Below are 14,811 nucleotides of genomic sequence, written 5' to 3' on the forward strand. Positions count from 1 at the left end.
CTTTTTTTCCGGTCCGGGCACCGCGGCCCGGCGACAATTTTTCTGGGAATTTAATTTTGATCAATTCCGACGGATTGGTAAAGCGGTATCGTTAGATTAATATCCCCTGTTACTGACATTCCATCGGAGCTTTCCCATGTTCTATGACCGCTTGACCCGTCTGTTACATCTTCTGTTCGGCCTTGGCATCGTCGCGCAGCTTTTCATCAGCGAATGGATGGAGCATCCAAGACCGGACGAGCCGGGCAATTTCCTTTACGAGGTGCATGAGAAACTGGGGGTCGCGCTCTTCGCGGTGCTGATGATCCATTGGCTCTGGTCGCTGGTGCGCGGCGGTCCGGTGTCGCTGGCGCAGCTCTATCCCTGGTTTTCGCGCGATCGCCGCGCCGCGCTCTGGCAGGATATGCGGCATTATCTCGGCGCCATCGTGACCCTTCGCCTGCCGCCCGCCGATGAGCCGAGCCCGCTCGCCGGGGCGATCCAGGGGATCGGGCTGCTGGCCGCCACCCTGCTCGCGGCGACGGGGACGCTGATCTTCTTCAATGTCGGGGAGAATTGGCAGTTCAGCGCCTGGCTGAAACTGGTGAAGGAGGTGCATGAACTCCTCGGCCCGCTGATGTGGGGCTATCTGGTGGTCCATGTCGGGGCCTCGGTCCTGCACGAGATCTTCGGCCACCACGTCATCCGCACGATGTTCAGCGTGATCAAAAAAAATCCGGACAGCTGAGGCTGCCCGGATTTTTCCGTGGGGATATCGCGCCGGCCTAGCTGGCCATGGAGCGGATGTCTTTCAGGACGGAGTCCACTTCCTCGCGGAGCTTGTCCGAGAACTGGGTGAGCTCGCCGACGGAGCCGAGAAGCTGCGTCGCGCTCTCGCCGGAGACGGAGGCCATGTTCGAAACCTCTAGAACCGAGCGGGATACCTCGCCGGTGGAGGAGGAGGCCTGCTGCACATTCTGGGTGATTTCCTGCGTTGCGGTGCTCTGCTCCTCGAGCGCGGCAGCCATCGCCTGAACCGTCTCGTTGATCTGCACGATCCGCTCCTCGATCCGCTTCACGGCATCGACCGCCTCGGTCGTTGCGTTCTGCATATCGTCGATCTGGCGGGTGATTTCCTCGGTCGCGTTGGTGGTCTGCGAGGCGAGGCCCTTGACTTCGCTGGCGACGACGGCAAATCCCTTGCCCGCTTCACCGGCGCGCGCCGCCTCGATGGTCGCATTGAGCGCCAGCAGGTTGGTCTGCGAGGCGATATTGTTGATCAACTCGATGACATTGCCGATCTCGCCCGCGGAGACGGCTAGCTTGCCGACGACCTGGTCGGTGGATTCGGCGACATCCATGGTTTCACGCGACAGCTTGGCCGAGACATCGACCTGGCGGGCGATTTCCTGAAGCGAGGTCGAGAGTTCCTCGGCGGCGGCGGCAACGCCGCTCACATTGCCGGCGGCCTGTTCGGCGGCGGCGGCGATCGAGGTTGAGTGACGGTCCGTATCGGCGGCGCTGGTCACCATGCCCTTGGCCTTCTCCTCCATCACGGTGGCGGAGCCGGAAATCTGCTGGGCGACGGCATTGACCGTGCTTTCCAGTTTCTGGGCGATGGACTGGGCGAAGGAGACACGCTCGGCGGCGGCTTTCTCCGCTGCTTCCTGATCGCGGCGTTTCTCTTCTTCGGCGCGCGCGGCCTCTTCCTGGCGGCGCGCCTCGGCCTCGGCGGCCTTTTGCTGTTCGTCCTTCTGGCGCTCGATCTCAAGCGCCTTGACCTTCTCCGCATTGGCCTTGAAGACCTGGACGGCGCGGGACATGTCGCCGACATCGTCCTTGCGTTCCAGCCCGACGATGGTGATGTCGCTGTCGCCATTGGCGAGCGCAGTCATCGCCTCGGTCAACTGGCTGAGCGGTTTGCCGATAAAGCGGCTTAACAGGAAGCCGGTCAGCAGCATGATGCCGAGCAGTGCCGCGCCGGTCAGCAGCAGTTGCTGCATCAGGTTGGCGGAGATCTGGTCGTTGAGCCGGTTGAGGCTCCAGCCGACGGCGGCATAGCCGACAGTCTCGCCCTTGGCGTCGGTGACCGGCGTCAGGATGATGTGATGGCTGTCGGTCTTGCCGGTATAGATGCCGCCCGCGTCAAGCGCGCCTTTCTGCTCGCCGAGCAGTCCGGTCAGGCCGGCGGAAGGGACGGTCTCGGAATGATATTCGGTCACGATATTGCCGTCGTTGTCGAAGGTGACGATATCGGCAAGGACAGAATCCGGCTTGCTCGCCATCTCATGATAGACCTCGGCAATCTTGTCGGATTTCTTCCACTTCAGGGCCCCGGAGAGCTGCTCCGCCATCAGCGCCGTGATGGTCTGGTTATTGGCGGTCGCCAGCTCTTCCATGTCCTGCCGTTGGTTTTGCAGCCCCAGGAACACGAGGAGCGCGAGCCCCATCAACGTCGTCGCGAAAACAACGAGAAGGATCTTGCGGCTGACGGTCAACTGGACCGCGCCTTTCTTCTTGCCGGTTTCTGTGGGTTCATTCATCGGGATCTCGGCGCTCATCTCGTGCGTATCCTTATAATTTTCCGGGGATTTTTATGGATTTCGGAAAGGGGCTATTCCAGCATTTCGACATTGACGCCAACGGTGACGGCGCCAATCGGCTCCTTGGTTGCCGGATCGACGATCGCGACGCTGACCTGCGACTGGTAGGTCTGCGAGGAATCATCGAACTCGACCTCGTCAATCAGCACGCCGGCCGGGCCCGCGCCATAGGTCTTCTGCCATTTGGCTTCATCGCCCTGCCAGTAGTCGGAGGTGACGTCGCTCTGGCCGACATTGAGGCCCTTCATGTCCATGACGAAAATCTCGGTATATTTCCCCTGGGACTTTTCCTTGACGTCCTTGAGGTAGGCGGACAGGCTGTTCGCCAGCACCGCATTGATCATCTTCTGATCGCCGCCCTTGGTCTCGGCGCGCCACTGCTTGTCCTTGGCGTCGATATCGGCCTGGCTCAGCGCGGCGGAGGATTTGTTCTGCTCCTTGATGGCATTGACGACGGTGTCGCTTTGTGCCCAGCTGCGCACGTCGCTGTCGATCAGGTTGCCAAGAGCGACTTTATAGTCAGCGGCGGTTGCGTTCGCCGTAAAGCCGATGACGGCCGAAAGGACGGCGGCGGCGGCGATGGTTTTACGGATCATTGGTGTCTCCATTTATAGTTGATCGCGTTTTTGTTTAAAACTACGTGGGATTACTTCGTGATTTAACCCGTTCCCGCGCGTAGGGACAGCTTAGGGAAAAACTGTTTATTTATAGTTAATGGAGAGAAGGATTACGGGCGGAAAGGCGCGGAAAAACGGGCTTTTTTGGCCTCAGGCGACCATGCGGTCGCGGCTTCGGGGGAAGCTTATGGTAACGGTCGTGCCGCGGCCGACCTCGCTCTCGATATCCAGCGTGCCGTTATGGGCGGCGACGAAGGCCTTGACGATGGAGAGGCCGAGCCCGACCCCCTCATGGGTGACATGCGACGTGCTGTGGCCCTTGACGAAGGGTTCGGTGACGGTGGCGATCTGGTCCTTGCGGATGCCGTCGCCGGTATCGGCAACCGAGATGACGATATCGTCGCCGGTGGCCTGGGCGGAAACGGTGATCTTGTCGCCGGCATGGGAGAATTTGATCGCGTTGGTCAGCAGGTTGAGGAAGATCTGCCGCATCGCCGTCTTATCGGCGGGGATCGGTGACAGGTCGGACGGGGCGACCAGCGCGATCATGATCCGCTGGCAGTCGGCGCGCTGGCGGACCGATTTCACGCAGTCGGAGAGCAGGTCCTGCACGGCGAGTGGTTCGAGCTGGAGCTTGCGCCTGCCCAACTCGATGGCGGAAATGTCGAGCACCTCGTTGATGAGGGAGAGGAGGTGATGGCCGCTCTGGTTGATGTCCTTGACATATTCCATGTATCTGGCATTGCCGAGCGTGCCGAAATACTGCCCGATCAGGATATCGCTGAAACCGATGATGGCGTTGAGCGGCGTACGCAGCTCATGGCTCATGGTCGCGAGGAAGTTGGATTTCGACTGGTTCGCCTCCTCGGCCTTGATGAGCGCGTGGCGCAGCGTTTCCTCGGTTTTCTTGTTGGCGCTGATATTGGTATTGATGCCGCCCATCGCGATCAATTGCCCGTGGTTGTCGAAGATGGGGAATTTATGGACCAGCGCCGGCACCGTCGTGCCGTCGGCATGCGGGCTCATGGTCTCATATTCGACGGCCGCGGCGTCGCGGAGAACCTTGTCTTCCATCGCCTGTGATTCCCTGGCGTGATCGCCGGGATACAGGTCGATCAGCTTCATGCCTTCAATTTCCTTGTTCTCGGGATTGAACCATTCATGCCATTTCGAATTGACATGGATATAGCGCCCCTTCGTATCCTTGATGAAGATGGCGGACGGCGAATATTCGATGAAGGTACGGAATAGCTTGTCACTGGTATAAAGCTTCTTCTGGCGCACCATGGCGAGATGCATCAGCCAGGCAAAAGCCAGTGACAGCATCAGCAGGAAGGCGACGACCAGCGTCTCGATGATCGAGCTATGCTCGGCGATATTGGCGGGCGTCGGCGCGAGGGTGATGTCCCATTGGCGATCACCCATCGCGATGCTATGGCTGAACGAGCCGTTGCCGTCCAGTGCCGGCGCGCCGGGGCTCTGGTAGACGAGGGCGTCGCCATCGAGAATGCGGACGTCATAGAGCTGGAGGAAATCGGCCTCCATCATCGAGGTCAGCAACGGCTCGGTCCGGAAGACGATATTCAGCGAGCCGAGCAGCGTGCCCTTGCGAATGACCGGGATATAGGCGGCGAAGCCGCGACCGCCCTGGGCCAGCTCGATCGGCGGGGTGACACGCGGTTTTCCGGTTTTTTCGGCCGCGCGCAGGACGGGGCCGGGGACATTCAGATGACGGACATTGACATGGAGCGCCGGGCGGTTCTGCGCCTCCGGATAGATCCAGCGGATGACGCCGTTGGAATCGATCCAGTTGAAGGCCTGGAAATCGCGGAACAGCTCATGGAGCGCGCGCGCCTCGGACAGGAATTCGCTCTTGCCGAAGACATGGCCGACGATGATTTCGCGGCGGACATGCTCGGAGATCGTCAGGCGGGTCTGGAAATGCGCCTCAAGGCGGGCCGACAGATGCTCGAGATTGCGTTGCGTCTCCCGCGATAGTCCCCGTTCCGCGCTCGACGGCAGCAGCATCCAGCCGCCAATGATCAGCGCGACCATGGCAAGGCCGACGAGGGCAGGTAACACGACCGTATGCCGGATTAGCATGGCAGGCAGGATATGAAGATAGCGCAGCGAAAACGGTTTCGGCATCGTGTATTCTTGTTATCTCGTCCCAAAAGGTCCCAAACGAATAAACAAAAGTCTTCCTCTATCCTGGCGGCCCGCAAGCGCGCCATGAACGAAAAGCCTTCATTCTAAATCTGATCGTCAATGTCCCGGCCCTGTCCGGGAAATAACGCGGACGCCACCAAAGTCAGGCATCCCTTGCCGAACAAACGTTTGGTTGCAAACAATGGCCGGAAGCGCGCTGGATATAGGAAGAGCCATATGCTGTCAACCTAATATGGCGTCACGGCATGTAAATAATCAGATTTTTATCATATTGCAGCGCAAAATCTAATATTTGCAAAGAAACGGGCGGATTTACGCAATATCCCGCCCCGCGATCTTGCAAGGCCCGGTGAATCAACCTCAGGCGACCATGCGGCCGTTTTCCTTGGGCAGGGTTACGGTGACCGTGGTGCCGCGTCCGACTTCGCTCTCGATATGGAGGGTGCCCTTATGGGCGGCGACGAAGGATTTGACGATGGAGAGGCCGAGGCCGACCCCCTCGTGGGTGATATGCGAGGTGCTGTGGCCCTTGACGAAGGGCTCGGTGACGCTGGCGAGCTGCTCTTTGTTGATGCCTTCGCCCGTATCGGCGACGGTGATCACGACGGCCTCGTCCGCGGCCCGCGCCGTGACGATGATCTTGTCACCGGCATGGGAGAATTTGATGGCATTGGTCAGCAGGTTGAGGAAGATCTGCCGCACCGCCGTCTCGTCGGCGGAAATCGGCGGCAAGCTGCTGTCGGCGTTCAGCGCAACGGTGAGGCCCTGCGTCTCGGCGCGGTGGCGAACCGATTTCACGCAGTCGGACAGCAGGTCCTGCACGACCAGCGGTTCCAGCACCAGCTCGCGCTTGCCCAGCTCGATGGCGGAGATATCGAGCACCTCGTTGATCAGCGACAGCAGATGACGGCCGCTGTGGTTGATATCCTCGGCATATTCCATGTATTTCGCGCTGCCGACCGGGCCGAAATATTCGCCGAGCAGGATATCGCTAAAGCCGATAATGGCATTGAGCGGGGTGCGCAGCTCATGGCTCATGGTCGCGAGGAATTTCGATTTCGACTGGCTCGCCTCCTCGGCCTTGATCAGCGCCAGGCGGAGCGTTTCCTCGGTCTTCTTGTTGAGGCTGATATCGGTGATCGAGCCGCCGATGGCGATCACCTCGCCGGTGTCGTCCGTGATCGGGAACATCTGCACGAAGGTCGGGACCGTGCCGCCGCCCGTCAGCGGGCTCAGATATTCCTTCTCGATCATATCCCGGCGGTCGAGGATCTGCTCTTCCTGGCGGCGCACCTCCTCGGCATATCCGGCGGGGAAGACTTCCTCCGATGTCAGGCCGCGGATGTCGCGCCCCTCGGGGTTGAACCATTCATGCCACTGCGAATTGGCGTGGATATAGCGGCCCTCGGCGTCCTTGATGATGATCGCGGAGGGGGAATTCTCGATGAAGGTCCGGAACAGCTTGTCGCTCGCCTTGATCCGCAGCTGGCGGACCATCGCCAGATGGATGAGCCAGGCGATGACGATGCAGAGCAGGATGAGGGTGACCAGCACCAATTCGTCGACGATCGTGCCATAGGCGGCGATGACCTGCGCCTTCGGCTGCAGCGTGACCGCCCAGACCCGGTTGCCGATGACGATCCATTTATGGAAGGCGTCGTCGCGCTCCGCCGTCTCACTGAAGGTGGTGAACAGCGGGCTTGTCTCGTCCTGGATCATCACCTCGTATTTGTCGAGCATGTCGTCCGCCATGGCCGCGCGGATCAGCGGATCGGCGCGGAAAATGATATTCACGAAGCCCGTGACGCGGCCCATCTTGAGCACCGGGATATAGGCGACGAAGCCAACGCCGCCCTGGGCGAGCTCGATCGGCGGGGTGATCTGCAGCCGGCCCGTCTCCTCCGCCCTGGCAAGCGCGATACCGGGCAGCTTGAGCTTCTTGACGTCGAGATTCTGCGCCTGCTCGTTCCCCTTCAGGGGCGAGACCCAGCGGATGACGCCGAGCGAGTCCACCCAGCTGATCGCCTGGAAATCGGTGAACAGCTCATGGATGTAGGAGGTCTGGGTGAGGAAGTCGTCGCGGTCCTTGATCTGTCCGCCGATCAGCAGCCGGCGCAATTGCTCGCCGATGGCGAGGCGCGTCGCGATATGGCTCTCCAGCCGCGCCGAGAAATTGCCAAGGTCATTGCGGGCCTCCGTCGCGTAGCCGGTCGTCTCCGTCGTCGGCGTCACCAGCCAGACGATGGTGATCAGCACGATCATGCTCGCGCCGATGACCGTGGGCACCAGAATCGTGTGGCGCGGCAGGCGGCCGAGGCCGGCGTGCAGCCCGTCTATGAGGGAGGTCCATGTCATCGGGGGAATTCTAGTAAACAAACCCCTAATAAACCCTAAACAACTTTGCCCAGTTTTTATCTTTTTTCGTATTCTCGCGCGCCGCGATCAACTAACCGCGACGGCGCCGCGGTTATCGGTGCGCTGGCCCAGTGATTTATTGCGGTTTCGGGAGAAAATCCCGCCCCAACGGACCCCGCCCGCCCAAGAGCCGCGCCACCGCCCATCACCACGGCGAGGGCGGCGGCGGCAGCGATTTACACGGCGTCGCGGCGGACTGATCCGTCTCAGGCGCAGCAATCGTCCCCGGCCTGCTTCGGCGGGCAGGGGACAGTCCCGTAGGAGCAATAGACGCAGCAATCGCCGGCCTTCGGCCTCAGCACAGCGCCGCAGCCCTTGCAGTCATAGAACCACTGGCAGGCATCGGTCGGCATGGTCTCGGCCTCCGTATGTCCGCAGTCGGGGCAGGTCAGGACCGAGGTCAGTCGGGGACTGTTTTCTTGCGTTTCCATAGGGCATAGACCGTTATTGCGATAAACAGGGCGAGGGCGGGCAGCAGCACATAGTCGAGCAGCCCAAGCGCGGCGGAGAGCCCCACCGCGCCGAGCAGGATCACCAGGACCGGCGTAAAACAGCAGAGCGCCGCCACCACCGTCCCGATTATCCCGACCTTGAGCAATGTCCCGTCTTTCATCCCCCCATGCTACGCCCTACGCCCAAAAGGGCCATACATATCTCTACACAAATTGGTGAGGCGCGCGCGGGATTGAGTTTTACGCGGGCGGCGGTGATGTTGCCTCCGCATCGTCCCCCCGCAACCCAATCACATCGCGATTTTACCCGGCCACAGTTTCGCCCCGCAACTTATCGCATTGCGCGAGGATGGATAGAGGGAAGGGGGAGTTTGTTGTGGGGGTGAGGGGCGGTTGAATTGATGGCAACGGGATTTGCCGCTATTCAATCGGCCTCGGAGAATTCCTGATATTCGCGCAGGCCAATGACATTGTAATAGAGGAAGGTCGCCGTACTGACCCATACGGCGAGGGTGAGGGAGAAAATGACGCTCAGGCAGAGGGCCATGATCACCACCCCCGCAAAGCCGGAAAGGATGCTTCCGATGATCAGCGAGAGGGCCGCCGTTGCGCCGATTAGCGCGCCGGAAAGCAGGAGCCAGAGCAGGAATGCCAACACGATGGAGAAGCTGTATTCAACCCCTCGCCTCACAAACAGCTGGAACCGGAGCGGCTGGTCGAGGGCGATGGCCGGATAGAAAAAGACAAGCACGCAGGCCGGGAGCAGCATCAGGATAAGAGTCACGACGAGCGCAATTTCCTGCGGCAGGGACGCCAACAGAAACAGGAAGATGAAGACGAGCAGCATGCTGGCGATCAGCGCGAAGAGCCCGTATTTGACCTCCCGCATCCCCAGGCTGAACGGGAAACCCGTCTGGTTCCTCGCCGCCGGGATCAGCGAATAACGATGCCAGGAGACGGCGAAGGTGGCATAGAGCAGCACCAGAATTATGCCTCCCCACGCATTGAAGGTGCTATCCGCAAGGCTGCCCAGCATACCAATGAGGCTGCCGATCACGATCACGAGGGCCGCCCGGTGAAGGCAGGGACGGATATTCTGGAGCACGAAATAGAGCGCCGTCAGTCCGAGTTTCGGAACAGCCAGTAGATTTTCCAAAATAACCCCCGCGATTTTTACTCGGCCACAGTTTCGCCCCGCAACTTATCGCATTGCGCGCCGTCTGCACAAGAGGGAAGGGGTATGGAAGCTAAACTTAAATCTTTGTTGAACATCTACTAAAATAATTTACCAGCTTTTAGCTATTGAGCCAAGAATAGCACCGATAAAGATAGGGATCGTATTTACCGCCAAATTGATTTTCGAGATCAGCAACAAACCCGCTGGACCTCTGAAGTCATTGGGCAATCCCAACTGACCGGCTACGAATTGGCAGAGCTTTTGCAATGCGACGATAATCAGAAGCAAAATAAAGCATTTGAACAGGGCATGTTTCAGATTAAAGCGAAATAGCGATATAGGAACTGCCGATTACAGCAATGCAATAGGCAATGCTTATAAGCAAAACTCTTGAGAAACTAAACTTCATGGCCTCAGAAATTCTACCAGCGTGTCCTGCTCTTTCAGGACCAAACCAATGATTGTGAGAATTTCACCGAGGGCAGGGTGGCTGAGGGCGTTTTGTCTGGAAAGCATTTTTCCCAAAAGGTCGCTGTCAGGCCAAGGGGACTTGCCCGGTTCTATCACGTCAAGCTTGATTTTTTCACGCGCCATAGAGGCTTCTATACTGAAGCACACTCGATCATCCTTTGACGAATGATCATCCCATTCACCAATGGCCAAGGCGAAGGTTACGACTTTGTCTATATGTGCATCAGACCAGCCGGCATAATAAACTGCATATGAGTCGCCGTCCTTATAAACAAAGCCATGGCCAGTTGAAGAGGGGCGGCCACAACATTTGCAAATTTTTGAAATCTCGGCTTCACCAATCTCAATGTCGTATGTTGCCATCGGAATCCCTTGTTGTCTTCCCTGCGTATGTTCGGATGACAACTACTAAAGCCCATTTTCCTTGACAATTCATTAAATCTATACTAGTATAAACGCCTTCCCTAATCGTGACAAACTATCGTACCCAAGTCAATGATCAGGTGTGAGAGAGCCGCGCCGGGTTTCGGCGTGGCTCTCTGCGTCAGCGGGAGGATCTCAGGCAGTCCGGGGTTTTTGATCGCCCAGTCGCCTGAGGCTAACGGCCTGAAGGCTCGTGAGGACAGCAACGGCAATGGCGATGATCTCGACCACCCAGCTGCCCGCCACCGTCAGGCGGTCCTGGAACAGGAGGAGGGCAATTGCGCTCCCGACCACCCAGGCGACGTTGGCGGCAATGATGCCCTTCACGAACAGCGGATTGATGACTTTCCGCGTCGCCGTGAAGGCGACATCGGCGGCGAACAGAACCAAGCCTGCCCCAAGCGTATAGAGGACCCAATCGGCCATCCCCATCCAGTGCGCAAGCGGGCCCGCGAAGAGAAGCGCCACCCCTCCCGACAGAAGCGAGGTCCCTGCATCGATCAGCAGGGTCATTCGAAGTATGTTTGACTTGTCCGGCATCTTGATCTCCTTTCAGTTGAGCGAACCATGGGTTCGACTGACAGCAGGATGCCGGGTCAGGGTTATCATCTCAATTACCTCATGGGTAATGTTCCTGCGCGTGTTTTCGGGTTATTCTGGATGCCGGAAACATGGGAAGGAGAGAAGATGACCGCGTCAGCCATGCAAACCCCGGTGCCCGAGCTCGGTCGGCTCTTGAAGCACTGGCGGCAGGTTCAGGGGCTCAGCCAGCTCGATCTCGCGCTAGAGGCGGGAAGCTCGGCACGGCACCTGAGCTTTATTGAGACCGGCCGCTCGCAACCGAGCCGGGAGATGGTGCTGCGCCTTGGCGAGGCGCTGGAGCTGCCGTTGCGCGAGCGTAACCGGCTGCTCGGCGCCGCGGGCTACACCGCCGCCTATGGCGCGCGGTCGCTCGAGGATGCCGAGTTCGACAAGGTGCGCGAGGCGCTTGATTTCATGCTCCGCCAGCAGGAGCCCTTTCCCGCGATCGTCATGAACCGCGTCTTCGACGTGCTGATGATCAACCGGGCGGGGGCGCTGATGCTGGAAATGCTGGGGCTGCGGGCCGGCGCGGTGAAGGGGCCGCCGAATATTCTCCGCCTGACGCTGCATCCGGACGGGCTCCGGCGGGTGCTCAGGGACTGGGAGCAGGCGGCGGCGCATCTGGTTGAACGGGCGCACCGGCAGCTGAAGGGCGCGACGGAAAATGATCCGCTCCGCCAACTGCTGGCGGAGGTGCTGGACTATCCGGGCGTGCCGGAGAGCTTCGCGGTTGAAAATCCGTCTGCCGATGCGCTGCCTGTCCTGCCGCTCGAATTCCTGCTGGAGGGCGAGACCTTGTCCTGGATCACGACGGTGGCGAGTTTCGGAACCCCGCAGGATGTCACGGCGGAGGAAATCATGGTGGAGAGTTTCTTTCCCGCGAACGCGCAGACGGAAAAACTGGTCCGCGCGCGGATGGCGGCGGCGGGGGACTAGCCGGTTTTTTCGAGCATCACGCCAAAAACGCCAAAAGCCGCTGTCCGGATGCCCGGCGCGGCTTTTTGAATTCTGGTAACCCGGCGAGCCGGGGCGGGCTCAGCCTTCGCGCTGGAGGCGCTTGCGGGCGAGCTTGCGGGCGCGGCGAATGGCTTCCGCCTTCTGGCGGGCGCGCTTTTCGGACGGCTTCTCATAAGCGCCGCGGAGTTTCAGTTCACGGAAGATGCCTTCGCGCTGCATCTTCTTTTTCAGCGCCCGGAGCGCCTGGTCCACGTTGTTGTCACGTACAGAAACTTGCACAGTTAATCGTGCTCCTATCTAATTCCAAAAGTTAAGCCGGTTACGGAGTTGCGCGGGTGTATCACGCTTCATTTCCCCTGTGAAGGGGGAAACCGCATTTTTAAGGTGAATTCCTTAAAGAAAAGAGTAAATAACATAAAAGACGCGAAATTGGAAGGGCTTATGGCGATACAGGCGATACTTAAGATGGGGCATCCGGTTCTCCGGCGGCGGGCGGAGCCCCTGATTCCGCCTTTCGGCGACGAGATTTACCAGCTGGTCGAGGACATGCGCGACAGCCTGGCCGCCGTCGGCGGGGTCGGCCTCGCGGCGCCGCAGATCGGCGTGTCGAAATCCCTCGTGATCTTCGAAGTGCCGGAGGAGCGCGTGCAGATGGAGGAGGGGGACATGGCAGAATCCATCCCCTCCACCGTGCTGATCAATGCGAAGATCGAGCCGCTCACCGATGAGGTCGAGCTGGGATGGGAGGGCTGCCTCTCGGTTCCGGGGCTCCGCGGTCTGGTGCCGCGCGCGACCCATATCCGCTATAGCGGCCTTGGCCTCGATGGCAAGGAAATCAGCGTCGAGGCGCGCGGCTTCCATGCCCGCGTCGTGCAGCATGAATGCGACCATCTTTTCGGCATTCTCTATCCCGAAAGGATGACAGACCTGCGCTATCTGATGTATGAAAGTGAAGTACAGGCCTTCATGGAGGATTTGCGCGCCAAATCCGAACAGGCGGGAGACGGGACATGAGCAAAAAGGCGGAGACCGAGCGGGAATGGCGAACGCGTTTGCTTGATGCGGTGCTGCCCCATGTGCTTTTCGATGGCTGGAGCCGCAAGGCGATGACGGCCGCGGCCGCGGATATCGGCGCGCCGCTCTCGGAGTTTGAGCTGGCCTTCCCCGGCGGTGCCACCGACATGATCCGCCTTTTCATCGAGACCGCCGACGATGAGATGGAGGCGGAGCTGGAAAAACGCGGCGTGCGCTCCCTCAAGATCCGCGAGCGCATCACGCTCGCCATCCGGCTGCGGCTCGAGCTTTATGAGCAGAACAAGGAGGCCGTGCGCCGCGCCGTCAATGTCCTCGCCCTGCCGGCGAATGCGGGTCTCGCCCTGAAACTCACCGCCAATACGGTCAGCCGCATGTGGTGGGCGACCGGCGATACATCGAGCGATTATAACTGGTACACCAAGCGCCTCACCCTCGCGGGCGTTTACGCGGCGACGCTCCTCTACTGGCTCGCTGACAAGTCGGAGGGGCACCACAAGACCTGGGAATTCCTCGACCGCCGCATCGAGAATGTCATGCAGATCGAGACCGCAAAATTCAAATGCCGCGAGCGCTTGAAGGAAAAACCCGACTTTTCCAATATCCCGAGCGCGAAACGCTTCTGGCGGAATTTAACGGAGCGGTGAGGGAGTTAGTTCTTTTCCGCGTGTCGTTTGTGGATACTACTTCGTTATCAAGCAGATATCTAAAGCCATTAATAAGGTGTTTTGCGTGGCAGAGGTATTTGTATTGACTCGTATGGTTGGCCGAATGATTATCTCGCATTATGGAATTCCTAAAAGAGTATAAGCTCTATTTACACACGATCTTTAAGTATACGTGGGCCAATACATGGCGGCTTTTTAGCGGACATATTTTAGCTAGTATTCTCGTAGCAGTGATTTTTGCGTCGTCAGGGTTCATATACGGCGCCTTAGTTACGCCTATTGACCAATACAAAGAATTGGAAAATACATTTATTTCGGGAGTTGTTGTCGCTTTAATCGCTTTGGCATTTATGCTTGCTTTAGCACTTCTTTGGTATTTTGCGACTTCATCGTTCGGCATCTGGCGTCAGCAAGTATCGGAAATTAATGATCTTAAAAATGCAATCAAAAACAACTTAGATAAAACGCCAATATTGGAAGCATTTCACAGTTTGGCAGATACTGGCAACGCCCTTCGCATAAAGCGCATCAAAGAGGATGAGTTTGAGTCATGGCGGCGAGAGGTGGTTGAATTTAGGAATACTGCAATATCAATGATTAGAAATTATGTTTCTCGTACAGAGGCTATAGAATTTAATATAACTGACGTTCGCATTGATACAAAGTTTGATCACGCTATTGATGACAAGCATAATTTGGAAATATTAAGATTACGCATTCAAATCGATAAGTTATTAAAAAATATAAAGGTGTTTGAGAAAAATTAATTTCATTGGATGATTTTTCATAAAAAGGACAGCGTTTTATCCGCTGGCTTTTCTGTTTTATCATCTTTATCATCCCATCACCCTGCTGTTCTCAAGCGATCCGGCGCGGATTTGAAAAGTATTTCCCCTCGACCTGTCTGGCGTAGTCGCCGGCGTAAAAGCTCGCTGCTTTACGGTCTTCTATATGTCTATTTTGGACATTCCGGAAGGCTTAGAAGGTTGTTCTGATCCTCACCATCAGACTCTGTCTTAATGTACTTATTGCCAAAACGACTTGTCGCAACCACGATCCAGACACTTTCTCCACCAACGCTGACATAGAATTTCCATTTACCGCTTTCTATGCCTTCGATGGCTCTTGCCTGAGTAATTCTCCAGCGGGAATTGTCGTCATTAACGCCACCAATGTGCGTAATGCGTTCCCACGGATTGTCTCGGTCAACTTTGTTTATGCACCTAACTTGATGAGCCATATTCTCTTCCCATTAGAAATAACGAG

Annotated in this window: 16 protein-coding genes; 5 read left to right on the plus strand and 11 right to left on the minus strand. The window is 58.0% G+C overall.

The window, feature by feature from the left end:
* The first annotated feature begins 136 nt into the window (after nt 1–136).
* Complete coding sequence (locus GQF03_RS07835) at nt 137–727, plus strand: cytochrome b/b6 domain-containing protein (RefSeq protein WP_161338689.1); 591 nt, start codon at nt 137–139, stop codon at nt 725–727.
* A gap of 37 nt (nt 728–764) precedes the next feature.
* On the opposite strand, the gene GQF03_RS07840 is transcribed toward GQF03_RS07835, so the two are convergent.
* The 9 genes from GQF03_RS07840 to GQF03_RS07880 form a co-directional block, all read right to left on the minus strand.
* Entirely contained in the window at nt 765–2,540 is a 1,776-nt protein-coding gene (locus GQF03_RS07840; RefSeq protein WP_161338690.1) for a methyl-accepting chemotaxis protein, read from the minus strand.
* Between the two features lie 53 nt (nt 2,541–2,593).
* Entirely contained in the window at nt 2,594–3,175 is a 582-nt protein-coding gene (locus GQF03_RS07845) for a hypothetical protein (protein ID WP_380744547.1), read from the minus strand.
* 174 nt (nt 3,176–3,349) lie between these two features.
* Nucleotides 3,350–5,347, minus strand: coding sequence for an ATP-binding protein (locus tag GQF03_RS07850; RefSeq protein WP_161338692.1), 1,998 nt, complete (start codon nt 5,345–5,347; stop codon nt 3,350–3,352).
* A gap of 381 nt (nt 5,348–5,728) precedes the next feature.
* Nucleotides 5,729–7,723, minus strand: a complete 1,995-nt coding sequence (locus tag GQF03_RS07855) for a sensor histidine kinase (RefSeq protein WP_161338693.1) — start codon at nt 7,721–7,723, stop codon at nt 5,729–5,731.
* 266 nt (nt 7,724–7,989) lie between these two features.
* On the minus strand, nt 7,990–8,214 hold the full coding sequence (locus tag GQF03_RS07860; RefSeq protein ID WP_161338694.1) for a GDCCVxC domain-containing (seleno)protein: 225 nt from the start codon (nt 8,212–8,214) through the stop codon (nt 7,990–7,992).
* Nucleotides 8,184–8,396, minus strand: coding sequence for a mercury resistance system transport protein MerF (merF, locus tag GQF03_RS07865; RefSeq protein WP_161338695.1), 213 nt, complete (start codon nt 8,394–8,396; stop codon nt 8,184–8,186). Before merF ends, GQF03_RS07860 begins: the two co-directional genes overlap by 31 nt.
* 263 nt (nt 8,397–8,659) lie before the next feature.
* Nucleotides 8,660–9,391, minus strand: a complete 732-nt coding sequence (locus tag GQF03_RS07870; protein WP_161338696.1) for a hypothetical protein — start codon at nt 9,389–9,391, stop codon at nt 8,660–8,662.
* Nucleotides 9,392–9,817: 426 nt separating this feature from the next.
* Nucleotides 9,818–10,246 carry a hypothetical protein gene (locus GQF03_RS07875; protein ID WP_161338697.1) on the minus strand — a complete coding sequence of 143 codons (429 nt, stop codon included), beginning with the start codon at nt 10,244–10,246 and terminating at the stop codon, nt 9,818–9,820.
* A gap of 195 nt (nt 10,247–10,441) precedes the next feature.
* Nucleotides 10,442–10,846, minus strand: coding sequence for a hypothetical protein (locus GQF03_RS07880; RefSeq protein ID WP_161338698.1), 405 nt, complete (start codon nt 10,844–10,846; stop codon nt 10,442–10,444).
* A gap of 147 nt (nt 10,847–10,993) precedes the next feature.
* On the opposite strand from GQF03_RS07880, the gene GQF03_RS07885 reads away from it, so the two are divergent.
* Nucleotides 10,994–11,824, plus strand: coding sequence for a helix-turn-helix domain-containing protein (locus tag GQF03_RS07885; RefSeq protein ID WP_161338699.1), 831 nt, complete (start codon nt 10,994–10,996; stop codon nt 11,822–11,824).
* Between the two features lie 99 nt (nt 11,825–11,923).
* Here the strand turns inward: GQF03_RS07885 and rpsU are convergent, their stop codons facing one another.
* On the minus strand, nt 11,924–12,142 hold the full coding sequence (gene rpsU, locus GQF03_RS07890; protein ID WP_380744550.1) for a 30S ribosomal protein S21: 219 nt from the start codon (nt 12,140–12,142) through the stop codon (nt 11,924–11,926).
* 144 nt (nt 12,143–12,286) lie between these two features.
* On the opposite strand from rpsU, the gene def reads away from it, so the two are divergent.
* The 3 genes from def to GQF03_RS07905 all read left to right on the plus strand — a co-directional run bounded on the left by def (nt 12,287) and on the right by GQF03_RS07905 (nt 14,312).
* Nucleotides 12,287–12,859 (plus strand): peptide deformylase, encoded by a 573-nt coding sequence (def, locus tag GQF03_RS07895; protein WP_161338701.1) that lies wholly within the window; start codon nt 12,287–12,289, stop codon nt 12,857–12,859.
* Nucleotides 12,856–13,524 (plus strand): COQ9 family protein, encoded by a 669-nt coding sequence (locus GQF03_RS07900; protein WP_161338702.1) that lies wholly within the window; start codon nt 12,856–12,858, stop codon nt 13,522–13,524. Before def ends, GQF03_RS07900 begins: the two co-directional genes overlap by 4 nt.
* Before the next feature lie 140 nt (nt 13,525–13,664).
* Nucleotides 13,665–14,312 (plus strand): hypothetical protein, encoded by a 648-nt coding sequence (locus GQF03_RS07905; RefSeq protein ID WP_161338703.1) that lies wholly within the window; start codon nt 13,665–13,667, stop codon nt 14,310–14,312.
* 188 nt (nt 14,313–14,500) lie between these two features.
* Here the strand turns inward: GQF03_RS07905 and GQF03_RS07910 are convergent, their stop codons facing one another.
* Nucleotides 14,501–14,785 (minus strand): DUF3892 domain-containing protein, encoded by a 285-nt coding sequence (locus GQF03_RS07910; protein WP_161338704.1) that lies wholly within the window; start codon nt 14,783–14,785, stop codon nt 14,501–14,503.
* Nucleotides 14,786–14,811 lie beyond the last annotated feature (26 nt).

It is taken from the genome of Sneathiella chungangensis, from assembly GCF_009882935.1.
Lineage (GTDB): Bacteria > Pseudomonadota > Alphaproteobacteria > Sneathiellales > Sneathiellaceae > Sneathiella > Sneathiella chungangensis.